At 66.3% G+C, this 26,149-nt stretch carries 23 protein-coding genes and 1 pseudogene; 6 read left to right on the top strand and 18 right to left on the bottom strand.

Annotated features, from left to right (window positions below; translation table 11 throughout):
- Positions 1 to 5: 5 nt before the first annotated feature.
- The 8 genes from AT701_RS03210 to AT701_RS03175 all read right to left on the bottom strand — a co-directional run bounded on the left by AT701_RS03210 (position 6) and on the right by AT701_RS03175 (position 10,937).
- On the bottom strand, positions 6 to 293 hold the full coding sequence (locus AT701_RS03210; protein WP_003892041.1) for a WXG100 family type VII secretion target: 288 nt from the start codon (positions 291 to 293) through the stop codon (positions 6 to 8).
- Positions 294 to 327: 34 nt separating this feature from the next.
- Positions 328 to 621 (bottom strand): type VII secretion system protein EsxG, encoded by a 294-nt coding sequence (gene esxG / locus AT701_RS03205; protein ID WP_011727071.1) that lies wholly within the window; start codon positions 619 to 621, stop codon positions 328 to 330.
- 49 nt (positions 622 to 670) lie between these two features.
- Positions 671 to 2,242, bottom strand: coding sequence for a PPE family protein (locus AT701_RS03200; RefSeq protein ID WP_011727070.1), 1,572 nt, complete (start codon positions 2,240 to 2,242; stop codon positions 671 to 673).
- 1 nt (position 2,243) lies between these two features.
- Positions 2,244 to 2,555 carry a PE family protein gene (locus tag AT701_RS03195; RefSeq protein WP_011727069.1) on the bottom strand — a complete coding sequence of 104 codons (312 nt, stop codon included), beginning with the start codon at positions 2,553 to 2,555 and terminating at the stop codon, positions 2,244 to 2,246.
- A complete protein-coding gene (gene eccCa / locus AT701_RS03190) occupies positions 2,552 to 6,529 on the bottom strand; it encodes a type VII secretion protein EccCa (protein ID WP_058125159.1) in 3,978 nt (1,325 codons plus the stop codon). Before eccCa ends, AT701_RS03195 begins: the two co-directional genes overlap by 4 nt.
- On the bottom strand, positions 6,526 to 8,082 hold the full coding sequence (gene eccB, locus AT701_RS03185) for a type VII secretion protein EccB (RefSeq protein WP_058125158.1): 1,557 nt from the start codon (positions 8,080 to 8,082) through the stop codon (positions 6,526 to 6,528). The genes eccCa and eccB overlap by 4 nt, the downstream gene beginning before the upstream one ends.
- Positions 8,079 to 9,848: a type VII secretion AAA-ATPase EccA gene (gene eccA / locus AT701_RS03180; RefSeq protein WP_058125157.1), complete on the bottom strand. Its 1,770-nt coding sequence runs from the start codon at positions 9,846 to 9,848 to the stop codon at positions 8,079 to 8,081. The genes eccB and eccA overlap by 4 nt, the downstream gene beginning before the upstream one ends.
- Before the next feature lie 186 nt (positions 9,849 to 10,034).
- Positions 10,035 to 10,937: a class I SAM-dependent methyltransferase gene (locus AT701_RS03175; RefSeq protein ID WP_058127516.1), complete on the bottom strand. Its 903-nt coding sequence runs from the start codon at positions 10,935 to 10,937 to the stop codon at positions 10,035 to 10,037.
- 98 nt (positions 10,938 to 11,035) lie between these two features.
- On the opposite strand from AT701_RS03175, the gene AT701_RS03170 reads away from it, so the two are divergent.
- Positions 11,036 to 11,293 (top strand): ribbon-helix-helix protein, CopG family, encoded by a 258-nt coding sequence (locus AT701_RS03170; protein ID WP_058125156.1) that lies wholly within the window; start codon positions 11,036 to 11,038, stop codon positions 11,291 to 11,293.
- A gap of 8 nt (positions 11,294 to 11,301) precedes the next feature.
- Positions 11,302 to 11,733, top strand: coding sequence for a type II toxin-antitoxin system VapC family toxin (locus AT701_RS33990; protein ID WP_081319354.1), 432 nt, complete (start codon positions 11,302 to 11,304; stop codon positions 11,731 to 11,733).
- An 11-nt stretch (positions 11,734 to 11,744) separates the two neighbouring features.
- Here the strand turns inward: AT701_RS33990 and AT701_RS03160 are convergent, their stop codons facing one another.
- Complete coding sequence (locus tag AT701_RS03160) at positions 11,745 to 12,650, bottom strand: oxygenase MpaB family protein (protein ID WP_058125154.1); 906 nt, start codon at positions 12,648 to 12,650, stop codon at positions 11,745 to 11,747.
- Between the two features lie 78 nt (positions 12,651 to 12,728).
- Between AT701_RS03160 and AT701_RS03155 the strand changes: the two genes are divergently transcribed.
- Positions 12,729 to 13,361, top strand: a complete 633-nt coding sequence (locus tag AT701_RS03155) for a TetR/AcrR family transcriptional regulator (RefSeq protein ID WP_058125153.1) — start codon at positions 12,729 to 12,731, stop codon at positions 13,359 to 13,361.
- A gap of 56 nt (positions 13,362 to 13,417) precedes the next feature.
- Here AT701_RS03155 and AT701_RS03150 read toward each other — a convergent pair whose 3' ends face one another.
- Entirely contained in the window at positions 13,418 to 14,809 is a 1,392-nt protein-coding gene (locus AT701_RS03150) for a carboxylesterase/lipase family protein (RefSeq protein ID WP_058125152.1), read from the bottom strand.
- Entirely contained in the window at positions 14,802 to 15,710 is a 909-nt protein-coding gene (locus AT701_RS03145; protein ID WP_058125151.1) for an MBL fold metallo-hydrolase, read from the bottom strand. The genes AT701_RS03150 and AT701_RS03145 overlap by 8 nt, the downstream gene beginning before the upstream one ends.
- 101 nt (positions 15,711 to 15,811) lie before the next feature.
- Here AT701_RS03145 and AT701_RS03140 point away from each other — a divergent pair, with 101 nt between their 5' ends.
- On the top strand, positions 15,812 to 16,771 hold the full coding sequence (locus AT701_RS03140) for a helix-turn-helix transcriptional regulator (RefSeq protein WP_081319352.1): 960 nt from the start codon (positions 15,812 to 15,814) through the stop codon (positions 16,769 to 16,771).
- Positions 16,772 to 16,871: 100 nt separating this feature from the next.
- Here the strand turns inward: AT701_RS03140 and AT701_RS03135 are convergent.
- The 4 genes and pseudogenes from AT701_RS03135 to AT701_RS03120 all read right to left on the bottom strand — a co-directional run.
- Positions 16,872 to 17,500 (bottom strand): annotated as a pseudogene (locus tag AT701_RS03135) (Re/Si-specific NAD(P)(+) transhydrogenase subunit alpha); the annotation flags it as partial.
- Between the two features lie 203 nt (positions 17,501 to 17,703).
- Complete coding sequence (gene eno / locus AT701_RS03130) at positions 17,704 to 18,984, bottom strand: phosphopyruvate hydratase (RefSeq protein WP_058125150.1); 1,281 nt, start codon at positions 18,982 to 18,984, stop codon at positions 17,704 to 17,706.
- 21 nt (positions 18,985 to 19,005) lie between these two features.
- Positions 19,006 to 20,409: a glycerate kinase type-2 family protein gene (locus tag AT701_RS03125; RefSeq protein WP_058125149.1), complete on the bottom strand. Its 1,404-nt coding sequence runs from the start codon at positions 20,407 to 20,409 to the stop codon at positions 19,006 to 19,008.
- 28 nt (positions 20,410 to 20,437) lie between these two features.
- On the bottom strand, positions 20,438 to 21,559 hold the full coding sequence (locus tag AT701_RS03120; protein ID WP_058125148.1) for a tyramine oxidase subunit B: 1,122 nt from the start codon (positions 21,557 to 21,559) through the stop codon (positions 20,438 to 20,440).
- A gap of 171 nt (positions 21,560 to 21,730) precedes the next feature.
- Between AT701_RS03120 and AT701_RS03115 the strand changes: the two genes are divergently transcribed.
- Together AT701_RS03115 and AT701_RS03110 are read left to right on the top strand one after the other, a co-directional pair.
- Positions 21,731 to 22,636, top strand: coding sequence for a LysR substrate-binding domain-containing protein (locus AT701_RS03115; RefSeq protein WP_058125147.1), 906 nt, complete (start codon positions 21,731 to 21,733; stop codon positions 22,634 to 22,636).
- Between the two features lie 89 nt (positions 22,637 to 22,725).
- Positions 22,726 to 23,952 carry a cytochrome P450 gene (locus tag AT701_RS03110; protein WP_058125146.1) on the top strand — a complete coding sequence of 409 codons (1,227 nt, stop codon included), beginning with the start codon at positions 22,726 to 22,728 and terminating at the stop codon, positions 23,950 to 23,952.
- A 61-nt stretch (positions 23,953 to 24,013) separates the two neighbouring features.
- On the opposite strand, the gene AT701_RS03105 is transcribed toward AT701_RS03110, so the two are convergent.
- The 3 genes from AT701_RS03105 to AT701_RS03095 all read right to left on the bottom strand — a co-directional run bounded on the left by AT701_RS03105 (position 24,014) and on the right by AT701_RS03095 (position 26,113).
- The gene (locus tag AT701_RS03105) at positions 24,014 to 24,637 is read right to left on the bottom strand and encodes an MBL fold metallo-hydrolase (RefSeq protein ID WP_058125145.1); all 624 of its coding nucleotides are present in this window, start codon (positions 24,635 to 24,637) and stop codon (positions 24,014 to 24,016) included.
- Positions 24,637 to 25,722, bottom strand: a complete 1,086-nt coding sequence (locus AT701_RS03100) for an S-(hydroxymethyl)mycothiol dehydrogenase (protein WP_058125144.1) — start codon at positions 25,720 to 25,722, stop codon at positions 24,637 to 24,639. Before AT701_RS03100 ends, AT701_RS03105 begins: the two co-directional genes overlap by 1 nt.
- A gap of 133 nt (positions 25,723 to 25,855) precedes the next feature.
- The gene (locus AT701_RS03095) at positions 25,856 to 26,113 is read right to left on the bottom strand and encodes a cupin domain-containing protein (RefSeq protein ID WP_081319351.1); all 258 of its coding nucleotides are present in this window, start codon (positions 26,111 to 26,113) and stop codon (positions 25,856 to 25,858) included.
- Between the last annotated feature and the right edge of the window lie 36 nt (positions 26,114 to 26,149).

Raw genomic sequence — 26,149 nt, 5'->3', positions numbered from 1 at the left:
CGGCATCATCCCCACTTGGCGCCTTCGGCCTGGTCGCGCGCGCTCATCGCCATGGTGTTCTGCTCGTGCGTGGTGGCCATCGCGCGGTAGGCACGCACGAGTTCCTCCATGGCCTGGTTCCACTGGGCCTGCCACGCCTGGTAGGTCATACCGGTGTCGCCCTGCCAGGCGCTCGCCAGCGCGTGCTGCTCGGCGGCGATGTCGGCGCCGACGGCGTGCAGCGCACCGGAGTAGGTGTTCATCTCCGCGGCGTGCGCGAGCATCGCCGGGTAGTTGTACATGATCTGGGACATGAGAACTCCTGGTTCGGTGAAGAAGACGGGGTGATCAGATACCGGTGTAGGTGCTGGCCGCGGCGGCGTCCTGCGCGACGTAGCTCGAGGCCGCGTCGCCGATGTTGAGCTGCGCGATGTCGAGCAGCGCATTGACCTTGGCCGAGACCTCGACGAAACGGGCATGCGCGGCCTGGAAGGCCGCGGAGGCCTCACCCATGTGGAAGGCCTGCGAACTCATCGCGGCCTGCTCGGCCTGGGCGATGGTGCTGCGCATCAGGGCGGCCTTGGCGCCGAAGTTGGCCTCGGACGCGATCAGCTGGGGGATGTGAGCGTCGAGAAGACTCATGACTGTTTCCTTTCGAAGGTGGTGGTTCCGGAACTGCTAAACGGTCTGGTCAGCGGCGCGGACCCCCTTCCGGATCATCGGGGCTCGGCGCCGGATTCTCGTCGCCGTCCCACGTGCCGGGCAGCATGGGGGTGACCGGCCGGTCGTCGAAGGTGTCGCCGGTCAGCGTGGTCAGCCCGGCGGCGGTGACGTCGTGTCTGGTCACCGTCCCGGTGAATCCCATTGCATCCGAGCCACGTTCGGAGGCGCGCACGCGGGGCTCCGGCTGGGGCGCCGGGTCCTCGTCCGGCTCCTCGTAATCCATGTAGGCGTCGGCGTAGCCGCGTTCCTCGATCTGGGCGCCCTTCTTGCGCCGGCGCTTTCGCCGCGAGGCGAGGGACGCCGCCACGCCGGAGGCCGCGGCCGGGACGCCCGATGCGGGCGCGGCGACCTGCGATTTGTTCCCCAACGTCGGCGTGAAGCCCTCACCGGGATCACGGTTGGCCACCGCGTACGGCACGAACGTCGCGGCGGCCGGCGCCGGGGCGGCCACCGTGGTGCCTGCAGGCGCAGGAGCCGGGGCCGCGGCGGTCGCGGCGGACCCGGGCACGCCCGCGGGTGAGATGCCCACTGCCAACGGCTGATCCGTGCGAGGCGCGGCTGCCACCTCCTGCGGCGCCTCATCCTCGGCGGGCACATCGACCGGGTTGTTCAGCACGTGGTCGATGAGCAGGACCAGGCCGGTGATGCCCAGCGCGGCCAGCGCCGGGATCAGGAACGGCGACGCGAAGATCATGCCCCACGTCGGCCAGCCGACCAGGTTGAAGAACACCTGGTAGGCCACGCCGAACAGGAACGGCCACCATGTCGCCAGGGCACCGGCCGGATTCGTCATGAAGTCCGTCAGCAGCCGGCCCAGGTTGCCCAGTGGGTCCTTGAGGAAGTCGAGGATCGCCTGGCCCCCGGGCACGCCCTGCAGGTACTGGTTCAGCAGGTCGGAGATGATGCTGGAAAGGTCGAGGCTCGAGCCTGATTCGGCGGCCGTGGCCTGGGCCGACATCTGCTGCACACTCGCCGAGGCCGAACCGGCCTCGCCGACACCCGGTTTGAGCAGGAACGGCGCCGGTGCGCTCACCGGCGCCGCGGCCACCGCAGCGCCCGAGACCGCCTGATAGGTGCTCATGGTGGTGGCGGCCTGGATCCACATGCGCACGTAGTCGGCCTCGTTGAGCGCGATCGGGATCGTGTTGATCCCGAAGAAGTTCGTGGCCACGAGCACACCGTGCATGGTGTGGTTGAGCGCCAGTTCGGCCATGGTCGGCATCGTGGCCAGTGCCGTGGAGTACGCCGCGGCCGCGGTCTCGTGCTGGACGGCCGCGGCCGCGCTGTTGGCGCTCTGCTGCGCGAGCCACTGCAGATACGGCGCGTGGGCCGCGACATACTGCTCGGAACTCGGACCTTCCCACGAGCCGGCCTGCACCGCGCTCAGCACACTCGTGAGTTCGGCTGCCGCCGCGGCGTATTCGGCGCTGAGCGACTGCCACGCCCCCGCGGCGGCCAGCAGCGACCCGGGGCCTGGGCCGCTGGACAGCAGCGACGAGTGCACCTCGGGCGGCAGAGCCATCCAGATAGGGGCCGTCATGTCAGAGGCCGCGGGCCGTCAGGTACGACGCCGCCGCCTGGGCGTCACCGGTCGCGTAGCTGACACCGGACTCGCCCACTCCGACACCGGACCGGCCGAGCTCCTCGACACCCTGGGCGGCGACCGCCGACTGCTGTGCGCCGTTGGCGCTGAAGCCGGCCGCGGTCTGCAGGGACACCGCGTCGGCCGCAGGCGGGAGAACGGTCGAGATCATCGGGGCGGCAGCGGCGTGTGCGGCCGCCAGACGCGCGGTCAGCGCCTCGACGGCCGAACTGGCCGCCGTGAGACCTTCCGGAACTACGCGCAGTGTCATCGGTATTCCCCTCCTCGGTTGTGATTCCCGTTGTTCCCGATGTTTCCGCTCAGGGCCGCGTCGCCGAGCGGGTTGACCAACTGGATGTGGTCGGGGGTGTCGGTGTCGGTCAGCAGCAGGCCACGGCCGGCCGGGAACCGGGCGAACCGGTGGCCGCGGATCTTGCCGCTGTCGGTGGGATTGCCCGACAGCATCAGCGTGGTCGCCTGCAGATCGTTGAGGCGACGCAACAGCGGTGCGGTCATCACCGCGTGGGCAGAGCCGGTGGCACGTGCGGTGACGATCACGCGCAGGCCGAGATCGGCTGCCTCGGCGAGCAATCCGACGATGTTCGTCCACGGGCGCTGCCCCACGAACGGTCCGCTCACCGCGGGCGTATCGGGGATCTGGTCCACGTCGTCGATGATCAGGTAGTGCGTGTGGCCCGTGTAGGTCCACCGGCTGAGCTCTTGAGCGGACAATCCAGCAGGTGGGCGCCGCTTCTCGATGAGAGCCGACAGCCCCAGCATCGCGGGCAGCACACGGTCGATGTTCGCGGTGTACTCGTTGTCCGGGAAGAGCGGTTCGTCGACCAGATGCAGCCTGCGGTCGATCACCGTGAACGCGACCTGGTCCGGTGTCGAGTTCTCCCGCACCGTGCGGATGATGTGGCGCAGCAGCGTCGTCTTGCCCGACTTCGAGTCACCGAACACCATGAGCAGCGGGTGGTTCGCGAAGTCGACGGCCACCGGCGCCAGATCCTCTTCGCGCTGACCGATGACCACGGTCTCCGGCGCCGGGTACAGCGGCGCCAGTGCGTCGGGCGACAGGTCTGTGGGCAGCAGGCGCACGGGCGGTGCGCTGACGCCCGGGTACCGCGCGTTGATGACCGCGATGTCGCTCAGCGCCGGTTCGGCGAACAGGAAGTGTTCGGCGGCCATGGTCAGGCCGCGGCCCGGCTGATCGGCCGGCACCGAATCTGCAGGCCTGCGCAGGGCACCGGCCACGCGCACGATGCTGTCGTGCGAGTCGTGCAGTTTGAGCTCGAGACGCAGACCGAGGCCGTCGCGCATCGCCAGCGGCACCTCCAGCCAGTTCGGCGTGGTGATGACGACGTGGATGCCGTAGGCCAGGCCGCTGTTGGCCAGCTCGGTGACCTTGGCCAGCAACGGGTTGCGGGTGTTGAAGGTGTCGGTGTTGTCGCGGCTGAACGCGTACAGGTTGTCGATCACCAGGAACACTTCGCCGTAGCCGTCCGTGTACGAGCCCGTGCGGTTGACCGCGCCCTGGCGCTGACGCGCCCTCAGCAACTGCTCCAGCTCGCCGAACGTGCGGCGGATACGCTCGGGCTCCAGCGGGGTCGCGACGCTGCCGACGTGTGCCAGGTCCGCGAGGTCGGCGAGCCTCCCGCCGCCGTAATCGAGGCAGTAGAAGGTGATCTCGCGCGGCGAGTGCAGCGCCGCGGCGCTCAGGACGAACGTCTGCAATGCCGTGGACTTGCCTGACCGCGGGCCGCCGTGGATGAGCACGTTGGCGGCCGCGGTGTGCGCGTCGTACACCAGCACGTCGCGCCGCATCTCGAACGGCTTGTCGATCTCGCCCAGCGGCCAGCGCAGCTGCCCCGGCTCGACGTCGGCACCGGCAAGCACGTCGGCCAGTGCGCTCGGCTCGTCCAGCGGCGGCAGCCACAGCTGGGGGGCCTTGGGTCCGTAGGCCGCCAGTTGGTCGCCGATGGTGGCGATCAACTTGCGCGGCGGCGCGGTGTGCACCTCGACGTCGCCCGTGGTGATCACGGTGTCGGGTTCGGGTTCGACGCGTCCCGCCGTGAACACCTGCGGCTGCGGAAGTGCGTGCACCACAATCGACTTCTCGGCGCGTGGCGGATCGTAGATGCCGTCGACGTAGGTGCTGCGGAACTTGATCGGCACCGCACCGGGCGCTGGTACCAAGAAGCCCTCGCCTTTGTGTTCGCGGCCGGACTCGATGTGGTAGGCGTCCTCGACACCGATGATCTGCCGCGAGATGCTCGGGCTGGCCACCTTGAGACCGATGCGGTACGAGGTGTTCTTGTCGATGTCCTTGATACGGCCCACGTCCAGCGTCTGCGACGCGAACAGCAGGTGGATCCGGAACGAGCGGCCCTTGCGCGCAACGTAATCGAACAGGTCGGCGTACTCGGGATGTTCGGCGAGCATGAGCGTGAACTCGTCGGCGACCACGAACAGTGTGGGCATGGGCGGCAGGTCATGGCCTGCGGCGATCGCGCTCTCGTACTCGGCGACCGAGTTGAACGCGCTGCCCTGCACCCTGCGCCCGGCCTCTTTGAGGATCTGCTCGCGCCGGGCCACCTCACCGCGCAGCGTGTCGGCGAACCTGTCGGCCAGCGACCGCTTCTCGGCCATGTTGGAGATGACCGCCACGACCTGCGGGAAGTGGCGGAAGATGTCGGCTCCGGCCTCACCCTTGAAGTCCGCGTAGATCACGATGAGGCGATCGGCGGGATGGGTGGTCAACAGCGACAACAGGATCGACATCAGGGTTTGTGACTTGCCCGAACCCGTCATACCGATCATCAGCCCGTGCGGGCCCATACCGCCCTCGGCCTCGTCCTTGAGGTCGAAGTACAGCGGCTCACCGGTCGAGGTGACGCCGATCGGCACGCGCAGTTCCTCGTCGCGCGGCCGGGGCGCCCACAGGCTCGCCACGTCGAGCGCCGAGGCGTCGGGGATGCCGAGCAGCGTCGTGAACGTCGCACCGCCGGTCGAGGTGGAGCGGATGTATCCCGGATTGGAGTCCCACCGCGACAGCCGCCGCGCGATGTGCGCGGCCTCGGCCGCCGACATCGTGTCGGCCACATCGACACAGGGCTGCCAGCCACCCACCTGCCAGCGCTCGATCCGGCCGTCGACGACGCGCAGGATGGGGCGCTCGGGATCGGGGTACTGCTCGCGGTTGGGCAGTTCCGTGGCGCGGTGGATGACGGTGACACCGGTCAGCCCAGGCTTGCGGGCGATGTCGTCGGGATCGGCATCGGGGTCGTCGAGCACCACCAGCAGATGCTTGAGCGCCGCACCGGACTCGGCCGGGAACAGCGGCCGGTCGGCCAGCGCCGGAGCCAGCCGCTCACGCAGTTCGGCTGTGGACGTGGTCAGGTACCGCGCCGGCCCGACACCGTCGGCCTCGTTCGGGATATCTACGTGCGGAAGCCATTTCAACCACGACCAGTCACCGGACTCCAGATCGGGCGCGGCGAGCGCCACCCCGAGCATGGTGGGGTCGTGCCACGTGACGGCCTGCGCGATCCAGGCCCGGATCGCGGCGCGGACCTCGTCGGCCTCGCCGATCACGGTGATGCGGGCCAGCTTGGCGACGTCGAGGCCCGTGGGTGCGTCGCGCACGGTGCGCTGTACGTCGAGCAGGCCGCGCAACGCACTGTGCGCCACGGGCTCGAGGTCGATCTCGTCGGCGGTGTCCTTGACCTTCAGCGCGGCGTCCAGCGGCACGTCGTGCCTGCCGGCCCGCAGCACCAGGAAGTCACGGTCGCGCGGGTCGCGCTCCCACTGCCTGCGCGTGCCGGGAATCGTCACCAGCACTTCGGGTTCGGGGTGCGACCACTCGAGCGCGGCGCGCTGCTCGGCGGCGTGCGCGCGCACGTTGTCGCGCACCACCGACAGGTACCGCAGGTAGTCGGCGCGTTCGGCGTCGACCTCCTCGGTGCGCATCTTGTTGTCGCCGCCGCGGTAGAGCGCGGTCGCGGCCAGCAGCAGGACGAACGGGAAGAACAGCATGGTCGGCGAGATCAGCCGCATACCGGTGGCGAACAGCGCCACGATCATGCCCACGATCAGGATCACGATCAGAAACGGCAGCACCCGGCGCAGCAGCGACGGTGGCACCACGCGCGGCAACTGCGGTGGCGGTTCGATCGTGATGGTGCCCTTGCGGGTGGCGGGCGGCGTCAGCCGACGCTGGTGCTCGAAGATGAGCCGGCTCATCGGGAGGCCTCCATACGCGCAGAGTTCGGGTTGGTCGACACGGCGTCATGCGCGACGAGCGCATCGCCACGCGACAGGGCGGGTCCGGCCGCGAACTGCGACAGCACCGACCACGGCACCGGCAGCGGCGGCGCGGAAAGTCCCAGTGCGGCAACCACTTTGTCATCCCCGGCCGTGTCGATCCCGTAGCGCACGCCCGTATCGCTGACCCAGAACATCGATCCCGCGGTGGGCGAGCCGGGTTCGGCTCCGACCGTCTGGACGAAGTATCCGGTGCCAGGCGTCAGCGCGACGCGGTTGGCCGCACCGCCCGCGCCCGCACCGACCAGGTCCACGGTGTGCAGGCCTTCCGGCAGCGGCAGCACCGCACCGGAGAGCACCGACAGCGAACTCTCCGCGGCGTCAGACGGTTTCGTCCAGTGCGCGCACGTCACCGGATCGGCCGATGCCTCGACGAGGGTCACGGGGTTGTCCGGATAGGCCGAGGTGTCCAGGGCGCGTGACATCGGCGTACGGGCCACCTCGTCCGGCCCCAGTCGCGGCGGCTGCGCGAAACCGTGGGAGTCGGTGTTGCGCAGGATCGCCGCGAGCACGGGCGAGATGGGCTGCAGTCCATCGGACAACACGGCGTAGTACCGCGCGGTGTTGTCGGCGTCGTAGGCCACCACGACCGCGCCGACGGGCACGGGCAGCGAGAGCTCGAATTGCGGTGCGGCACCGGCGTCGGGGATCACCGGCGCGGTCAGCGCGGGTGCCGCGGGAACCGCGTTGAACAGCCCGGCTGCGATGGGCCTCGGCACCAGGGCCTGCCCGCTGAGGCCCAGCGCGTCGGTCACGGCGCGGTCGGCCAGGTCGATCGGGCTGCGCTTGCCGTCCCACAACAGCCAGTCACCGGGGTTGGGTTCGGCGTCGCTGTGCACGAGCACCGCGTGGTCGGGTGGCAGCGGGGCGGCACGCTCCCCGTCGGCGCCGAGCGGGCCGGCGATCACTGTCACGCCGGGGTTGGCGCCGCCGACGGCGTCGCACACGGTCCACTCCGCGTCGGTGGCGGCGTTCTGCACCATGCGTTCCGGGGCGCCGGGGATGCCGAGCAGGTTTCCGCGCGGGAACTTGTCGATCTCGGAGGTCTTGACCATCGTCGGGTTGTCCGGTGATCCGGAGATCAGGCGTGCTGAGGTCAGGTTGAGCACCGGGTGCAGTTGTTCACCGACCCGCACGTACAGCGCAGAGGTCGACCGGTCGGCGAGGATCGCGTCGTTGCCCGGCACGCCGCCCGGACGGAACAGCGAGAAGATGAAGCAGCCGACCAGGCCCGTGACGAGGATCAGCGCACCGGTGAGCACGGCGCGGCTCTGCGTGCGCAACGGGTCGACGAGCATGCGGGTGTCGTGCAGCGCGACGCCGGAAGCGATGCGGCGCATGACGAATCGCCAGCCGCTCACCTGGTGTCGCGTGACGAAACCGCGGCGGTACTGCACGCCGTCGGGGTTCTCGTTGACCGGCGTGCGCGAGCTGAACGAGCGCCGGTCGTCGGGGTTGACGGGGCCGGTCATGCCGGCACCGACAGTCCGAGGCCACGCAGCAGCGGGGCGGCCGATCGCTGAACGTCACCGGCGGTGATCGTCATCATCTCCTCGTCGGTGAAATCTTCTTGGTCGGAGTGGTCGAGCCGGTATTCGCGCTCCTCCTCGGAGCGCTCGACCAGGTTGCGGACAAAGCGCGCGTTACCCGCGATGTCGAGACTGCGGCGCTCGACACCGTTGGCGTCGGGGGTGGTGGCCTGCGCGAGATGCGTGAACAGACGCTCCATGTCGTCGTGGGCGGCCTTCTCGAACACGCTGTCGCGTTTCTCGGCCATGCGCACCGCGATCTCGACGAGTTCGGGTGCGGTGTAGGACGGGAAGTCGATGCTGCGCGTGAAGCGCGAACGCAGACCTTCGTTGGTGTCGAGGAATGCGTCGAGGTCCTTGCGGTACCCGGCGACGATCACGACGAGCCGGTCGCGGTCGTTCTCCATGCGTGCCAGCAGGGTGTCGATGGCGACGAGGCCGAAGTCGTTCTTGGCGCCGGTGGACACCAGGGCGTAGGCCTCGTCGAGGAACAGCACGCCGTCGAGCGCGCTGTCGATGATCGCGTTGGTCTTGGCTTCGGTCTCGCCGATGTGCTGGCCGATGAGGTCGGCGCGGTGCACCTCGCGGACGGTCTCCTTCTTGAGCAGCCCCAGACCGCAGTAGATCTTGGCGACGACGCGCGCGATCGTCGTCTTACCGGTTCCGGGCGGGCCGGCGAACACCAGGTGGTTGGTGCGCTGCGCGACGGTCAGTCCGCGCTCCTGGCGCCGGATCGACATCGCCACCGAGCTTTTCAGCCGGGCCACCTGGTACTTCACCTCTTCCAGGCCGATGAACTCCGCCAGTTCGGCTTCGGCCTCGACGAGCAGATGCGCTTTGCGTTCCTTGGCGCCCGGGTCGACGAATTCCTCTTCGGTGGGCTCAGAGTCGGGGTCCCACGGATTCGTCCGGGCCTCGATCCGCGCCGATGTGGTGGTCAGCAGGCCGAAGGTGGGATCCAGTAGTGCCGCTTCGACCTGCTCGTTCTCCGGATGTGCGGCGAAGAGTTCCTGCAACACGTCGTTGGCGTCGTCGTCCTCGCCCTGCCCGCGCAGGGTGAGGCCCTTGGCCAACGCACCGTCGACGGCCGCCACCGCGACCGGACCGGACGGCTCCTCCAGATACGACAGCGCGGGTGCGAACATTCCGAGCCGGGCCAGGGAGATGCCCAGGGTGATCCGCGCGGCATGCGAGGTGATCTCGTCCAGCGACTCGTCCGTCACCACCGGGGTCAGCAGCCGCACCACGTCCGACCAGCGCTGCGCGCGGTAGTTGATGGCCACCCGCAACCATTTGGCGTTCAGCCAGCCCGGCCGGCGTGACAGCACCTCGCCCACCAGGTGGTCCGCGTCAGCCAGCTTGCCTGCGGCGCAAAGCCGTGCGGCGTAAGCCAATTGGAAGTCGTCGTGCTCGGTGGCGCGGAACTGCAGATACAGCCCGGTGTCATAGAGGAAGCCGAGTTCACCGGCGGCGAGTCCGATCTCACGCTGCAACAATCCGGCGCTGGCCACTGTCCGCCACACCGCGTCGACGACAGCCGGAGTCACCTCGCCCGCGGCGGCCAGCCCGATCCACGCATCGCAGTGGTCGTGCGCGATGTGGGTCAACCCAGCAAAACCCGACCTGGCCGCGGCGAGATCAGCCGGACGTTGCCGGTCGTTGACCGTCAGGCCCAGCGCACGACAGCATGTCGCAAAGCGGCTGACCACATCGCGGTCGAGCCGGGGCGCTCCTTGAGATGGAGCAGCAAGCGTGTCACTTCCCATATGCGTGCACAGGAGCGACTAAGCCCCCGTCTCTCTCCCTTAACTATGGCTAGGCTAACTTTTGCTGAAGTTAGCATTGCATAAGTTCAGTGTCGAGATGCACGTAGTCCGGTCAGAACGTGAATCGGCTCACCTTTTGGTTGCGGAAACCAGGCTGATTGTGCCCGTCATCAGCCCCGCTTCAGTGTCCGGACCAGGGACGGGCCGACCGACCTGACCTAGATATTCATGCAGAGGGGTGGTCGCTGCCACCCACCCCCGAGCGGAAAACCACTGTTCAGCGGGGGCGTGCTGCTCGTTGTACACCAGCGTGAAAAATTCGTTCTCTTCCGGGGAGGCCGCGGCCTCCGCACGCTTGGCCTCGAACGCGTCGTGGGGCATCGGCGAGGCCTCTTCCACCGCCACGAAGCTGCCCGGGGCGGCCAATCCGTCGATGCCGGCAAACAACCGATCCTGTGCTGGAGCCGGCAAATAGATCAGCAGGCCCTCGGCAATCCACGCCGAGGGTTCGGAAGGGTCGAAGCCCTTTGCTCGGAGGGCCTGCGGCCAGTCCTCTCGGAGGTCGATGGCAACCTCGCGACGCTCTGCGGCAGGGGTTTCGCCGAGGCGTTTCATGGCGTCGCGTTTGAACTCGAGGACCTTGGGCTGGTCCAGTTCGTAGACAACTGTGCCATCCGGCCATGGCAACCGGTAGGCACGGGAATCCAGGCCCGCCGCCAGCACCACGACCTGACGCACCCCGGCCGCGGCGGCGCGGTGGAAGTACTCGTCGAAGTACTTGGTGCGCGCGGCCTGGAAGTTCACGAAGTGCCGGCCGAACTCGGTCCGCAACGGGTGCTCGGGATCGGTGCCGTCGATCGCATCGACCCATTGGTCGCCGGCCATGCGGCAGAAGGTCTCCGCGTACCGGTCGACGGCCAGGGGTTCCGGTTTTCGTGCCTCCAAAGCCCTTGAGGCGGCGACGAACAGCGCGGTCGAGCCCACGCTTGTGGTGATGTCCCAGCTGTCGTTGTCAGTCCGTCCGGTGCTCACGTCGCGCGAGAGTACGCCGTGTTCCTGACAGGTCACCCTACGAGCTCACAACGTTGCGCCGACATTGGTGATGCGCTTGATGCGCTAGCATTGTCATCGTGCGCACCACGATCGCGATCGCCGATGAATTACTGGCCGCGGCCAAGCGCCGAGCCCGCCAGCGTGGCCAGTCATTGGGCTCGGTGATCGAGGATGCTCTGCGCCGCGAACTGGCTGCCGATCAGGAAGCGGCGCCACGTCCAGAGGTTCCGGTATTCACCGACGGCACCGGGCCGCGTGCCGGTATCGACCTACGGTCGGCCCGCGCACTTCACGAAGTCCTCGACGAAGGCCTCGACCTCAACGCGCTCAAGTAGCGAGCGCAATGTTCCTGCTAGACGTGAACGTCGTACTTGCGGCATACCGCGCAGACCACCCAGATCACGCCACCGTGCGTCCGTGGTTCGATCGCCTGCTCGATGGCGACGGACCGTTCACCGTCCCGGTACAGGTGTGGGCGTCGTTCCTGCGATTGGTAACCAATCGGCGTATCTTCCCAGTCCCCACACCCCGTGACGATGCGTTCGCGTTCATCGAAGCCGTCAACGGCCAACCGCACCACGTGCCGGTAAGCGCGGGCCCGCGGCACCTTGCGCTGCTGCACCAACTTTGCGACGAAGGCGATGCCTCCGGCGACCTGATCCCCGATGCAGTGCTCGCGGCCATCGCCCACGAACATCATTGCGACGTGGCGACTCTCGATCGGGACTTCGCCCGATTCACCACGGTCCGTCATCTGAGGCCGAGTCTGGACTGAAGGACAAATACTCAGACCAGCGGGCGCCCGGTGCGGATCCGCCAGTCGAGGTCTTTCAGCAGAACGTTGAAGGGGAACTGCCGCAGGACCGACGGCAGCAGGTTGTTCACCGTCCGCAGTACCGCGATCAGCCGGTCGAACCGCCGCTGCCGCTGGGCATCCCAGGGCAGGCACATCTCGTCACGGAACCGCTGCGGCAGGAATCCGGTGGTGATCAGCAGGGCGACGTTGTCGAGCCGGTGCTGGATGAACCGCGGCAACTTCGGGTTTTTCGGCCGGCCCGCCGCGATCGGGTATAGATACCCGCGCACGGTGTCGTCGATGTGGACCTTGTCGAGTTGCTCGGCCCAGTACTTGTCGAAGGCCGCGCGGTCGGCCGGCCACATCTCCTCGGGGACCTGAAGCGTCGTGCCCATGGTGACGCTGTCGCGGTAGTGCCGGTCGGCGGTCTCGTCGTCCATCTCGCCGACGAACATCCGGAACACGTCGACCCCGCCCTTGTAGAGGCAGGCGGCGACCCACAGCTGCAGGTCTTTGTCGAACGCGTTGTACTTCACGGGGCTGTCCTCGGTGGAGTACACCTGGGCGTGCGCCTTGTTGACCGCGCGGCGGTAAGCGGCCTTCTGCTGTTCGTCGCCGCGGGTGGCCACCGCGAGGTAAGTGAAGGTGGTGCGGGCCCGCTTGACCGGGTGCAGGTCGGTGCGGCCGCTCTCGACGCGACTCTCGACGACGCCGTAGCCCACGCCCGGGTTGGCCAGCTGCATGATCACGTTGGCCGGGCCCGCCAGCAACGCCACCCCCATCAGTCCGTCGTCGAAGCCGGCGCCGCGTCGGCGTCGCCTGGTGTGAGCCTCCGGGTACGCCGGACCTGCCATCGGCCGTTCGACGATCTCCCGGACCGGTTCACTGACCGTCATGAGCACCCCTATCGAGAAACTGAGAACGTGTGTTTCCTGATAGTGGCCCGCCGGTGTGACGAGTGTCAAGATGGTTGAGTGACGCCGGTCCGCCCATACCGTGGCATCGAAGCGGCCGACCGCCTCTCGCAGCGCCGCGGTCAGCTGCTGGCGGCCGGGTTGGACCTGTTGGGCGCCGAGAACGCCGAGCTGACAGTCCGGGCGGTGTGCAAGCAAGCCGGGCTGGCCGCGCGCTACTTCTACGAGAGCTTCTCCGACAAGGACCAGTTCGTCGCCGAGGTCTACGACTGGGTGATCGCCGACATCGCCATCTCGATCCAGAGCGCCGTCACGGCCGTTCCGCTACCGGAGCAGACCGCGGCCGGCATGGACACCATCGTGCGGATCATCGCCGACGATCCGCGCATCGGCCGGCTGTTGTTCAGCACCCAGCAGTCCAACGAGGTGCTGGCCCGAAAACGCGTCGAATCCATCGCGTTTTTCGCGGGCCTGCTCGGTCAGCACGCCGGTGACACGTTGCGACTGAAAGAGAACGACGAACTCAGGGCGGTGTCGCATTTTGTGGTCGGCGGGGTGACCCAGACCCTCAGTGCCTGGCTGGCCGGTGAGATCACCTTCACCCCTGAACAACTCGTCGATCAATTGCGCCTGATGCTGGACGCGTTGGGGACCCTGCAGCCCGGCGAGCGCGACGCACATCACCGAGATTGAAGCCAGGGCTGTGATTTCGCGGGGTTCACGACCCTCAGCGCAATCTCGGCGCTCCGTCAGCCCGTGAACCGGTGCGTCACCGACTGCGACCAACCGGGGTCACCGGTTCTGGCATAACCAACCCAGGCGCCGTGCATCTCGGCGGCCAGCGCGGCCGGAGGTTCGCCGGGACCGAGCAACGCGCGGGGGCCGCGCAAGACGCCCAGGTGGAGCCGGTCGAACACGAACGGCAGCTCCACCGCGTGGGCCGCACCCAGTCGCCCGTCCAAGGACGCTGAGCGCCAACCGAACTCGTAGCGGTGCGTAGTCGCCGGATGCACCTGGGCCAGCCGGCGGCTGCCCGTGCCGAACAACGCGTCACCCAGGATTGCCGACCGCAGTTCACCCCAGCCGGCCCGCGGGTGCCGGTCGCGATAGCGCGCCACCAGAGCCGCCGGATCGGTGTCGACGCGCGCTGCCAGGCTGCGGACGTCGGCGGCGGTCGAGGTGTCGAGCAGGCCGCCGGGAGCCAGGTACAGATTGCCTTCCTCGGTGTTGGTGCCGATCAGCATGGGCACCTCGTCGCCGATGGTCTCTGCGGCTTGACGCGTAAGCACGATGCTGAAAGGGCTGAGCCCCACCAGCGGATCGAACCGGTCGGTGGTCCGTAGATCCAGCCCGGTCAATTGACCTGACACGTCAACGAGGCGCTCGTCGCTCACCCGCGCGAAGTCGTCGAGAGTCGGCTTAATGCCGAGCCGTTCGGCCGCCGCGTGCGTCACCCTCGCGGCCTGCTCTCGGTCGAATGCACCCATGCCATTGCCGCTCTGGACGATCGCGCGACGGATCAGCCGTCCGGCGTCGGGCGTGGCTGCCACAGCAGCGGTGATCGTCGCGCCGGCGGATTGGCCGAACAGCGTGACATTGCCGGGATCGCCGCCGAACGCACCGATGTTGTCTCGCACCCACCGCAGTGCGGCGACGACGTCGAGCAGACCGCGATTGTCCGGCGCGCCAGGCAGGCTGAGAAATCCCGCGATGCCCAGCCTGTAGGTGACGGTCACGAGTACCACGCCGTCACGGGCGAACGCCGTGCCGTCGTACAGCGGTGACCGGGTGGATCCGGCGACGAAGCCACCGCCGTGCACGAACACCATGACCGGCGCCTGCTCGGCGGCAGGCGGTGCCCACACGTTGACGGTCAAGTAGTCCGAGCCGGGTATCCAGCCCTGACCGAAGAACGGCGACATGTCCAGCGCGCCGAACCCGCCCCGGTTGGGCTGCGGCGCAGTCGGTCCCGGCTGTGTGGCGTCGCGCACGCCGCGCCACGGGGGATGCGGCGCGGGCTCGGTGAAGCGCGCTGCGCCGGTGGGCGGTGCGGCATACGGGATGGCGTGAAATACGTGCGCGTCACCGTCGCGCCGGCCCCGGACCGCGCCGTCGGCGGTGACGACGATCGGATCAGGCATGGGCGGTCACGCGCTTGAACGGCGCCCATTCCTTGATCGAGAACCGGTCCCCGTCCCGCACCAGCTCGGCACCGCCGTGGCCACCGAGATGTGCGGGGAACACCAGCGTGTTCGTGTCTGCCGCCTGGCCCAGAATCCGGCGGCGGGTGACCCGCGCCTGCACCGGATCCTCGCAGAAGCAACTGTTGGTGTCCGGTTCGACGAATTGCAGTGCGGTGTGCATCATGTCGCCGACGAAGACAGCCCGGTCGGTGCCGGACCGCAGCGTCACCACCGATGAACCGGGCGTGTGGCCAGGGGCCGGCTCCAGCGTCAGATTGGGGTCGATCTGGAAGTTGCCGTCCCACAACAACGTCAGCCCCGCAGCGTGCACAGGTGCGACGCTGTCCTCGAACACGTTGCGGGCCCCTGGATTCGAGTGATGCCCGTTCTCCGGGTTCCAGAACTCGAAGTCGGGCCTCGGCATCAGATAGGTGGCGTTGGGAAACGTCGGCACCCAACTGCCGTCGTCGAGATAGGTGTTCCAGCCGACGTGGTCGACATGCAGGTGCGTGTTGATCACCAGGTCGACGTCCCCGGGCGCCACCCCGGCGGCGGCGAGGTTGCCGAGGAACGCGGTGTCGAGGTCGTGCCACACCGGTGAGTGCGGCCGTTGTTTGTGGTTACCCACGCCGGTGTCGACGAGGATGGTCCTGCCCTCGCTGCGCAACACCCAGGTCTGGATGGCCGATATGCAGATGTTCGCTTCGGGGTCGAAGAAGTCCGGCGCGAGCCACTGCTCGTTGCGTTGCCAGGCGCCGTCGGGGCTCTCCGGAAAGAACGTCTCCGGTGACATCTCGACAGAGCCGTAGTACTCCATGACGCGGGTAACCGACACGTCGCCCAACACAATCTCGTCCATGCCGCCAAGCTTGCGTATCCCTCGGCGGGACAACCAGACCCGCGTTTGCCTACCACTGGCAGGGTCAGGCATCCCGCCCGGCCTCGGTGCATAGTGGTGTGATGACCACCGGACAACTCGGCGAGTTCTTGCGGGCCCGACGCAGCCGCCTCAGCCCCGAAGACGTCGGCTTGGCGCGCTTCGGGGAGCGCCGGCGGGTGCCTGGCCTGCGACGCGAGGAGCTCGCCCAGCTGGCCGGGGTGAGCGTGTCCTACTACACGCGCCTGGAGCAGGGACAGTCGGTGAACGCGTCGGACGCGATCCTCGATGCGTTGGCAGATGCGCTGCAGTTGGATGCCCACGAGAGGCGCCACCTGCGTGAACTCGCCGCACAGCGGTCTCAGCCTGCCCGGCGGCCGCCGGCCGAGCGGGTCAGCGCGCTGACCCGGGATCTCCTACGTTCACTGGACAACCTCCCCGCGATCGTGGTGGGCCGACGCACGGACATCCTGGCCTGGAACGCCCTGGGACATGCGCTGTTCGCCGGGCATGTCGACCCCTCCCTGGTGGATCGTCCCAGTGAGCGACCAAACCTTGCCCGGCTGCTGTTTCTCGATCCGCACACCCGCGAGCTGTACGCCGACTGGGAGCGCAAGGCCCGCGCGGTGGTCGGCAACTTGCGCTTGGTCGCGGGGCGGTTTCCCGAAGACGCCCTGCTGGCAGGGTTGATCGGCGAGCTGTCCATGAAGAGCCCCGAATTCGTGTCCCTGTGGGCAGATCATCGCGTCAAGCCGTGTGAGGCCGACACTTACGACCTCCGCCATCCGCTGGTCGGCGCGTTCACCGTCACACAGCAGAACCTCAAGATCGCCCGCAACGCCGAGCAGTCCCTGTGCCTCGTCACGACCGCTGCCGGTTCCGCGTCGGCGGACACGATGGAACTGCTGGCCCGATCCGTCCAGGGGAAAAATATCCAAGACCTCCAGCGCGGCGGAGGTTCGCCGGGACCGAGCAATGCGCGGGTGCCGCGCACGGCGTCCAGGTCAAGCCGGTCGAATACAAACGGCAGCTCCACAGCGTGAGCCGCACCCAATCGCTCGTCCAATGCTTGTGAACGCCAACTGAACTCGTATGGGCGAGTCGTCGCTGGGTGCTTACGCGTGGACGGCGGACAACTCCGCGTTTCACCGAGGGGATTTGACCTGATCGGCAACCTCGGGCCGGGGATCGGTGGCCCGCACGATCGCACCCAGACTGCCGGCCGCGCCGATCGCGGCCAGCCCGGCCACCCCGGCGCCCACCACCAGCACCTTGGCCGGCGGCACCTTGCCCGCCGCGGTGACCTGACCGGTGAAGAACCGGCCGAAGCTGTGCGCGGCCTCGACCACCGCGCGGTAGCCGGCGATGTTGGCCATCGACGACAACACATCCAGCGACTGGGCACGCGAAATCCGCGGCACCGCGTCCATCGCGAGCACCGTGATCGGGCGCGCGGCCAGCTTGTCGACAAGATCGGGCTTGAGTGCGGGCGAGATCAGGCTGACCAGCGTGGCGCCGTCACGCAGCGCGGCGATCTCGGGATCGTCGGGCGCGTTCACCTTCAGGACGATGTCGGCATCCCAGGTCTGATCAGACGAACCGATGTCGGCACCGGCCTCGATGTACGCACCGTCGGAGAAACTCGCCGCAGCGCCCGCGCCGGATTCGACGACGACGTTGTAACCGAGCTTGATAATCTGGCCGACCGTCTGCGGTGTGGCGGCGACACGCGTCTCACCAGGTAGAGATTCGCGGGGTATCCCGATGATGATCGTCAAAGTTCGGCACCGTCTCGTATCGCGGTGATGCGGCTCATCAGCGTTCCTACCCGGTGGTGACGGCCTTCAGTTCGTTCGGCCACCGTCATCTTGAGGGTCGGTCATGGTCGGGCTTCTTTTGGAAGGTTCGGTGGCCGGTGCGATGGCAGGTTGGGGTCCCTTCGACGCTGCAGATTCGGACTCTGTGAGGGTTGCGGTCAGAACCTGACCATCGCGGGCACGTCGGCAAGCACGCACTCTGGCATCGAGTCAGCCACTCGCAGAAGGAAGTTGAGCTTCTCAATACGTTCGCCTGAGCGTGGCGCTCCGTTCTTCTGGAACGGCACCGACAGACCGACCGACAGATCCATGACGACGTCGTCGATGACACCACCGGAGCGGCCCGAAGGAATGGCCAAGAGTTGGTGATCGACCGCGTAGCGATAACAGTCCAGCGCCTCGGTGATCGTGCCGACCTGGTTGGGTTTGAGGATGAACCCGCCTACCGCTGAGGATTCCACCGCGAGCTGCAGACGATCACGGTTGGTGACGATGAGGTCGTCACCCAGAATGATCGACTTGTCGATATTCGCTACAGCTTTGGAGTATCCGGTCCAGTCATCCTCGTCGAGGAGATCTTCGATGAAGACAAATGGGAACTCGTTGCTGAGCCGGCGGGTGTAGTCGATCACATCGTCGGAGCTGACGCGTTCCCCGTTGAGTTCGTAGGTTCCGTCCGCGGCGTCGTACATCTCGCTGGACGCACAGTCCAAAGCGAAGGCCATGGTGTCGGCAACACCGGCGCGCTCCACCGCGGTCATCAGCAGCCGCAGCACTTCCCGCGGGTCCGAGGACGGGCTTGCGAAACCGTACGACGACGCCACCTGCGGCTTGCGCCCCAGATACTCGGTGAGCACCTCTTCGAGCACGCCGAATAGTTTCACGCTCTTCTCGACGGCATCCTGAATCGAGGACGCGTTGTACGGCATGACGATGAACTCGTTGAAGGGCTGCACGACACTGCCGTAGCGTCCGCCGTTGATCATGTTGAAGCTCGGCACCGGGACCTGGGTGACCGGCCCGGGGCCGAAGTGCTTGGCGATCCACGAGTAGGTGGGCAGGCCTGCGGCGGCCGCGGTGGCGCGCAACAGGGCGATGGACGTCGAGTAGATGGCGTTGCCGCCGAGACGGCTCTTGTTGGGTGTGCCGTCGAGTTCGACCATGAGTCGGTCGTTGGCTTCGAGGTCGAGTTCCGTGCCGACCAATGCTGGTGCGATCTCGTTGTTTACCGCGTCGACGGCGCGGTGGACGCTGAGCCCGTTGTACTCGGCGGGGTCTCCGTCACGCAGGATGAACGCTTCATGTGCGCCCACGGAGCTGCCTGTCGGTGCGGCACCTCGCCCGATATGGCCGCTGTCCGTGGCTATTTCGACCTCAACGAGAGGTCGTGTCTTGCAGTCGAGGAGCTGACGTGCGGTCACTGAGGTGATTTTCATGATGTCTTTCGAATCCGGGGCGGGTCAGGCCGGTCGCGCGGGGATGTAGAGGATGTTCAGGTCGCACAGGTTGGTCCCGGTGTTACCGGTGAAAACTGCGTCCCCGATGGCAACCAGCGCCTCGTGGGTGGCGTGAGTACGCAGGGCTTCGTGCAGATTCACGCCGCACTGTTCGGCGCGGGCCAGGCTGGTCGAGTCACACAATCCGCCTGCCGCTGTGGTGGTGCCGTCGGTGCCCTCGGAGTCGAGTGAGACCATGGCAGCACCAATCGTTTTCGTAGCGGCAAGGGCAAATCCGGCCACCAGCTCATGACCGGGCCCGCCGTGTCCACCGATGATGCTGTTGTCCGGGATGTGGGTGGTGGTCTCGCCGGCTGCGATCAGGACGCAGGGCGGTGCAATCGGGTTTCCACTGGCCTGGGCCTCACGGGCGATGGATGCGAAAAATGTTCCGGCATCGCTGCTCTCGCCCTCGAGGAAGGAGCTCACGATCATCGCCGGAAGTCCCATGTGTTCGGCAATTTCCTTGGCGTACAGGCAGGAATCAGGAAGCGTGTTCAGCAGGAAATATGTGTTGTCCGGGAATGCCTTCGGCGTCTCGTCTTCCTCACCGGCAGACTGGAGATAGTCGACGATCGAGCGGGGCAACCTGTCCGCGAGGTCATAGTTGTCGATGACGGCTCGCGCATCGGCGAGCGTTGTCGTGTCCGGGCCGATCGGTGTGGACGCGTAGTTGGCGTAGGGCCTGGTGATATCGCCGGACGGCGGATTGCCCACTGCGTCGGAAATTCCGAAACCGATCAGTTCCGCACCGGACCGGGCGATGCGCTGGGCGAGGCGGCCGCCGTTGGTCTGTGAGATGTGTCGCCGGATGGCGTTGATCTCGTAGATCCCTGCGCCGCTCTTGAGTAGGACGTCGGTGGCGTCCATCTCGTCTTGCAGCGTGATTCCCTCTATGGGACAACTCATCAGCGCTGACGAGCCACCGGAGATGACGGCGATGAACAGGTCATCAGGGCCGGCCTGATCGGCGAGCGCCAGGATCTCCAGCGCGGCTTTATGGCCGGTTTCGTCGGGAATCGGGTGGCCCCCGACGTGAACCTCGGTGCGCTGGAACCGGTCGCTGTCCTCGGAGATCTTGACGATCGCGATGCCGCGGGTGAGACGGTCGCCGAGGATCTCATCGATTGCCATGGCCATGTGGTTGCAGGCCTTGCCGGCGCCGACCAGATAGATGTTCTTCTTGGTCGACAGATCCCAGCTGCGGGTGCCGATGGTGAGAACGTCGCCATCGAGGCGCGTGATTTCCTTGATCCGGTGGTAGGCGTCCAATCGGGTCAGAACCTTGTCGGCGATGTTCAGGACAATCGACCGTGATTCGCTGTCTCCCAACCGAATGAGATCGCCGTAGTTCTTGATCTTGTTCACTTCGGTGTCTCCATGGGGTAAGTGGTGGTCATTCAGCGAACGGTGTGTCCCACAGCGTCAGGGGCGTCCCGATGCCTTTGGCGAGCGCCGTGCTATAGGTTTCGAATCCCCAGCCGAGGTCGAACACCGACATGCCGCAGGCGATGAACACCGTGCGTCGGCCATCGCCGTGATCACGATCGGCAGGTGCCTGAAGGACCGTGCCGAGGTCGGTGAAGTCTTTGAGCGGCGGCAGCCTCTCGTCGTCGATCAAGCGGTAGAGCGGACCGCCGATGACACCGTTGTATGCGGCCTGTTTGTCGGGGGATGCCACGGCCTCTTCCACGTAAGCCTCATGCAGGGCAACGTGATCGAGCACGATGTGGTTGTCCAGCCAGAAGGCGTCATCTGCTGAGATCGGTCCGGAGACGAGGACGGTGGCCTCGGGAGCAAGCCAGTCATTCTGGATGACGAGAGGTTTCACGCGCGAGGCGGCCACGGTGACGACCTCGGCGTCGGCCACTGCCGTCTGCAGATCGTTCTCGACGACGGCGTCGACACCGAGGGCCTGCCGCGCCCAACTGGCCAGGTTCTCGGCAGCCGCCTCGAAGATGTCGAAGCAGTACACACGCTTGAGGTCTGGTAGCTGACTGGCGATCGCCTTGAGACAGGCCCGGTTGATCGGCCCACAGCCCAGAACTGCGACCGAGCTCGCTGTGGCGCTTGCCAGGTGACGTGCTGCGACCGCTGGCACCGCCCCGGTTCGGGCGGAGCTCAAAAGATTGGCCGACATGAGGCACAGTGGCTCGCCGGTCTCCTTGTCGTTGAGCATCAAGGTCAGGACCGATCGTGGTAGTCCTTTTGCGGTGTTGGCGTGGTTGGAGCCGTACCACTTGTTGCCGCAGACATCGAAGCGCCCTCCGAGGTAGCCGGGCATGGCCACAAAACGCCGGTCCGGGCCGGCCAGCGGCATGTTCGGGAACGGGCTGGACGTCGGAAAGACGACTCCCATGCCGTGGCTGTTGTGGTTGGGTCCGCCCATCAGGTAGTCACCCTGAGCGAGAAGTCCAAACACCTCCTCGCAGACGTCGACGCAGCGGTTGACGTCGAGAACGCCCGCGTCGATGCAGTCCGGTTCGGACAGAAACAGAAAATCGGTGCGTGCACCCATTGGAACTCCTGCGATACGGCGTCCAGCTCAATTGAGTTGGTTGTCAGAGGCTTTCGAGTCGCTGGAAGGTCCGCGAACTCGACTGCATCAACTCTCGCATCAAGCTAACGATCGGTCCAGCGATAGATTTCGCCGTATAATGTTCGAAAAATACGATTGATTGGAGCGGCAATGCTCAATCTGCACCGCATGCGTTTGCTGGTGGAACTGAGCAGGCGCGGCACGCTGGCACAAGTGGCGCAGGCACTATCGTTCAGCACCTCGACCATTAGTCAGCAGCTCAGCCAGCTGGAGACCGAGGCGGGTGTTCGCCTTATTGAGCCGGTCGGACGAGGTGTCGGTTTGACCGCTGCAGGACACATACTTGTCGAACATGCCGAGCGAATCTTGCAGCAGATCGATCGCGCAGAGGCGGCCCTCGCGGCGACCCGCTCGGAGATCGTCGGCGTCGTCAAAGTGGCCACATTCCAGACGGCAGCGATCTCCCTCATTCCTGACCTACTGCGCATACTGGGCGAACGCCACCCTGGGCTCACGGTGTACCTGTCTGAGATCCAACCCGACGCCGGAGCCGCAGCACTGCTGGCCCGCGAGTTCGACCTGGTCCTCGGCGAGGAGTACCCCGGGCACGAACTACCGCCGCCGGCGGGAATCGAAAGCCGGCCCCTGCTGAGCGACGTACTGCGACTCTACGTGGGCTCGCAGTTACGGCCACACGCCACAAAGGCCTCGCTTTCGGACTTCGCCGATCTGCCCTGGGTGCTCGAACCAAAAGGCAAACCCGCCCGCGCCTGGGCTGAATCAGCCTGCCGAGCAGCAGGGTTCGAGCCCGACGTCCGATACGAGTCGGCCGACCTGTTGGTGCAGGCACGGCTGGCAGAGACTGACCATGCGGTCGCAGTCCTGCCTGACCTCGTGTGGAAAACACGCCGAGCTGAGGCACAGCTCGTCGATCTTCCCGGTCTGCCCGTCCGGCAGGTCTACACCGCCGTGCGGACCGGCGCCGAGACGCGCCCGGTGCTCGCCGAGATCAGAAACGTACTGGTAACAATCTCGCGTCCGCAGGGGGTGGGTTGATGCCACGCTGACAAAGCGTCAGATAATTCCGGCCACACGAAGGCACTTCGTCTAGTGCATCCACGCGCGGTGGACTGGAAACTTCCTACATGATCTCCCCGACACCGCCGCACGAGAGCCGCCCCAGTGCCGCCCTGTCGACCGCGCCAGACCAGACGGAGCTCCTGCCGTTCTACCATCCAGACCTCTTTAACGATCCCTATCCGCACTTCCGGCGGCTCCGCGATGAATTTCCCGTCCTCAAGCTGGACGACGGCACGTACGTTCTCTCGCGGTACGCGGATATTTCCACAGTGCTACGGCACGCGAAAACCTCGGTGCAGCAACTCGATTTCGGCGCCTTCGACATCTTTCACTCTGCGGTGATCGGACTGGATGCGCCTGCCCACACCTGGCACCGGAGACTCGTCAACAAACTGTTCACCCCGAAGTCGGTACGCAGCTGGATGTCCACCACCGCCTCCTTTGTCGAACAGGCATTGTCCGCGGTGGAGTCGACGGGCCACATCGAGGCGGTACGTGAACTGTGCCTCGTCCCAACGCATGCGACGATGTGCTGCATGCTCGGCATGACCGGCGAGCACGCAGACGAAGTACGTCACTACACGTATGAATTCGCTCGCGGCTTCGGCATCGTGGCCACCGACGACGACCTCAAGGCCGGCGCCGAGGGCAGTGAATGGCTCGAAAAGTACTGCGCCGATGCGATCGCGCAGGTACGCCGAGAGCCCCAGCCCGGTGTCATCGCCGCCTATATCGACGCCGAGGATCGCGGCGACATCACCAGTCGGGAAGCAACGGCGAACATCATGCTGTTCCTGGCAACCGGCCACTTTTCGACGGTGACGCTCGTTGCGCACGGTTTGGAGCGCATGGCCAGGGACCCTGAGCTTTTCGCCGTTTTTCGAGACGATCCCGCGGTTCGGCCGAAGATCGTGAACGAGCTGGTGCGGTTCATCACACCGGAAACCGGTGTCACACGTCTGCTGCTCGAGGATGTGGAGGTCGCCGGCACCGTGATACCGGCCGGCGCGCCCGTGTACGTGTTGCTTGCATCGGCCAACCGCGACGAGCGTGCCTTTGCCGACCCCGACCGGTTCGACTACCGACGCTCGACTCAGGGAAGTCAGCAGCTTGCCTTCGCCGCTGGGCCCCATTCCTGCATGGGGCAGATCCTGGCTCGCCAGTCGACCGAGACCATCCTGACTGCTGTCACGCAGCGCTGCAAGGCAATTGAGCTAATCGGTGAGCCCGTGTACAACAGTATCCAGCATGCCCGTCAATGGAAGACGATGAATCTGCAGCTGACCTTCTGATAGGACATCGGCGAGTTCCGACGCGGGCCTCACTGCTGCTGCAGTGAGGCCCGTCGTGTCTTCAGTGGCCGCGGGCAACCCACTGGTGATAGTTCACCAGCTCGTCACCAATCGTGGTGTTGTCACCGTGTCCGGTATGGACGACTGTGTCGTCGGGCAGCGTGCCGAGCCGGTTCTTGATCGAGTCGAGGATGGTCGGGAAATCCGAGAAGGAGCGACCGGTGGCGCCCGGGCCGCCGTGGAACAGGGTGTCGCCGGAGAACACTGCGCCGAGTTCGGGGGCGAACCAGCACACCGAACCCGGTGAGTGGCCCGGGGTGTGCAGGCCGAGCAGTTCGATTCCGCCGACCTGAAGGGTCGCGCCGCCGTCGACGGCGTGGAACTGCTCGGCGGGGTGGGTCATCTGCCACAGCACATCATCGCCCGGGTGCAGCAGCACCGGAGCATCGAGGGCTCTGCCGAGCTCGGGGGCGACGGTGACGTGGTCATTGTGACCGTGGGTGCAGACCACGGCCACGACGTTACGCCCGGCGACGGCATCGATGATGGGGGCAGCGGTGTGGGCGGCATCGAAGACGATGACATCCGAGTCATCGCCAACGAGCCAGATGTTGTTGTCGACGTCCCAGCTGCCTGCGTCGAGTTCGAACTTTCCCGAGGTGACGATGCATTGGATGGTGCCCATCAGAGCATGACCACCGAACGCAGGACTTCGCCGGCATGCATCTTCTTGAAGGCGTCTTCGACATCGTCGAGGCCGATACGTTCGGTGACGAACTTCTCCAACGGCAGCCTGCCCTGTAGGTGCAGCGAGATCAGGGTCGGGAAGTCGCGCTCCGGAAGGCAGTCTCCGTACCAGGAGGATTTGAGCGCCCCGCCATGCGAAAAGAGGTCTACCAAGGGCATGTCAAGGGTCATTGCCGGCGTGGGCACGCCGACCAGGACGACGGTGCCGGCAAGGTCACGTGCGTAGAAAGCCTGCTTCCACGTCGCCGGCCGGCCCACAGCGTCGATCACCACATCAGCGCCGAAGCCACCGGTCAGATCCTGAATCGAGGTCACGACATCGGCGTCGGCCCCGTTCACTGTATGAGTGGCCCCAAATTCACGGGCCTTCTCCAACTTCCGGCTATCCAGGTCGACTGCGATGATCGTCTTCGCGCCGACCAGGGCCGCGCCGGCAATGGCGGCGTCACCGACGCCGCCACAGCCGATGACGGCGACGGTGTCATCGCGGGTCACGGCACCGGTGTTGATCGCGGCACCGATGCCTGCCATCACCCCGCACCCCAGCAGGCCTGCGACGGCGGGATCCGCCGCGGAATCGACTTTGGTGCATTGTCTTTCATGGACCAGGGTCTTTTCGACGAAGGCGCCGACGCCCAACGCCGGGGAGAGCTGAGTGCCGTCGGTCAGCGTCATACTCTGGGTGGCGTTGAAGGTCTCGAAACACAGGTGCGGTCGGCCGCGTTTGCAAGCTCGGCACTGGCCGCACACCGCGCGCCAGTTCAAGATGACGAAATCACCTGGCTCCACGTTGATCACGCCCTCGCCGATGGCTTCGACGGTGCCGGACGCCTCGTGGCCCAGTAGGAACGGGTAGTCATCGGAGATGCCGCCCTCGCGATAGGTCAGGTCGGTGTGACAGACCCCGCAGGCGATGACCTTGACCACCACCTCACCCGGACCCGGGTCTGGGATCACGATGTCGGTGACCTCCACCCGGGCACCCTTGGAGCGAGAAATCAACCCACGCACAGTCTGACTCATTGAAGCGAATTTCCTTTAACTGTCATTTGCATCTGCATTTGCACTCAACGGGGCACCTAGGGAAGGCAGGCGCCAATGACCCCACGTATTTCCGCACGCTCGTTTCAGGCGATCTTGACGTCGCCCACCATAGTCAGAAGACCGTGTACACCTTGAGCACCGTTTCGTGCAGCTCCCATACACCGCTCCACCCCTTCGGGAAAACCGCGCTGTCGCCGTAGGTGAGTTCGAGAGGTTGGCCACCATCCTCGGTCACCGTCATCCGACCGGAGAAGATTGTGAAGGACTCGTTGGTCTCGAACTTCCAGCGCGACAGACCGGCGGCACATTTCCATATGCCGACTTCGAGAATTCCGTCACCCGCCCAGAGCTTCTTGCCTTCGGTGGCCATCGGTGCGCCTGTTGCCTCGGGCAGTGGACCCCAGTC

It is taken from the genome of Mycolicibacterium smegmatis, assembly GCF_001457595.1.
Taxonomy (GTDB): Bacteria; Actinomycetota; Actinomycetes; order Mycobacteriales; family Mycobacteriaceae; genus Mycobacterium; species Mycobacterium smegmatis.
The sequence above is the reverse complement of the archived record's forward strand: the minus strand, read 5'-3'. Positions and strand labels throughout refer to the sequence as shown.

What these genes read in the sequence shown, in the direction of transcription:
- AT701_RS03120 (WP_058125148.1), bottom strand. Translation starts at nt 21,559, where the DNA reads ATGGGTGCACGCACCGATTTTCTGTTTCTGTCCGAACCGGACTGCATC.
- AT701_RS03160 (WP_058125154.1), bottom strand. Translation starts at nt 12,650, where the DNA reads ATGACGGTCAGTGAACCGGTCCGGGAGATCGTCGAACGGCCGATGGCA.
- AT701_RS03200 (WP_011727070.1), bottom strand. Translation starts at nt 2,242, where the DNA reads ATGACGGCCCCTATCTGGATGGCTCTGCCGCCCGAGGTGCACTCGTCG.
- AT701_RS03195 (WP_011727069.1), bottom strand. Translation starts at nt 2,555, where the DNA reads ATGACACTGCGCGTAGTTCCGGAAGGTCTCACGGCGGCCAGTTCGGCC.
- AT701_RS03110 (WP_058125146.1), top strand. Translation starts at nt 22,726, where the DNA reads ATGATCTCCCCGACACCGCCGCACGAGAGCCGCCCCAGTGCCGCCCTG.
- AT701_RS03150 (WP_058125152.1), bottom strand. Translation starts at nt 14,809, where the DNA reads ATGCCTGATCCGATCGTCGTCACCGCCGACGGCGCGGTCCGGGGCCGG.
- esxG (WP_011727071.1), bottom strand. Translation starts at nt 621, where the DNA reads ATGAGTCTTCTCGACGCTCACATCCCCCAGCTGATCGCGTCCGAGGCC.
- AT701_RS03140 (WP_081319352.1), top strand. Translation starts at nt 15,812, where the DNA reads ATGACCACCGGACAACTCGGCGAGTTCTTGCGGGCCCGACGCAGCCGC.
- AT701_RS33990 (WP_081319354.1), top strand. Translation starts at nt 11,302, where the DNA reads ATGTTCCTGCTAGACGTGAACGTCGTACTTGCGGCATACCGCGCAGAC.
- AT701_RS03095 (WP_081319351.1), bottom strand. Translation starts at nt 26,113, where the DNA reads ATGGCCACCGAAGGCAAGAAGCTCTGGGCGGGTGACGGAATTCTCGAA.
- AT701_RS03105 (WP_058125145.1), bottom strand. Translation starts at nt 24,637, where the DNA reads ATGGGCACCATCCAATGCATCGTCACCTCGGGAAAGTTCGAACTCGAC.
- eccCa (WP_058125159.1), bottom strand. Translation starts at nt 6,529, where the DNA reads ATGAGCCGGCTCATCTTCGAGCACCAGCGTCGGCTGACGCCGCCCGCC.
- AT701_RS03100 (WP_058125144.1), bottom strand. Translation starts at nt 25,722, where the DNA reads ATGAGTCAGACTGTGCGTGGGTTGATTTCTCGCTCCAAGGGTGCCCGG.
- eccB (WP_058125158.1), bottom strand. Translation starts at nt 8,082, where the DNA reads ATGACCGGCCCCGTCAACCCCGACGACCGGCGCTCGTTCAGCTCGCGC.
- AT701_RS03115 (WP_058125147.1), top strand. Translation starts at nt 21,731, where the DNA reads ATGCTCAATCTGCACCGCATGCGTTTGCTGGTGGAACTGAGCAGGCGC.
- AT701_RS03210 (WP_003892041.1), bottom strand. Translation starts at nt 293, where the DNA reads ATGTCCCAGATCATGTACAACTACCCGGCGATGCTCGCGCACGCCGCG.
- AT701_RS03145 (WP_058125151.1), bottom strand. Translation starts at nt 15,710, where the DNA reads ATGGACGAGATTGTGTTGGGCGACGTGTCGGTTACCCGCGTCATGGAG.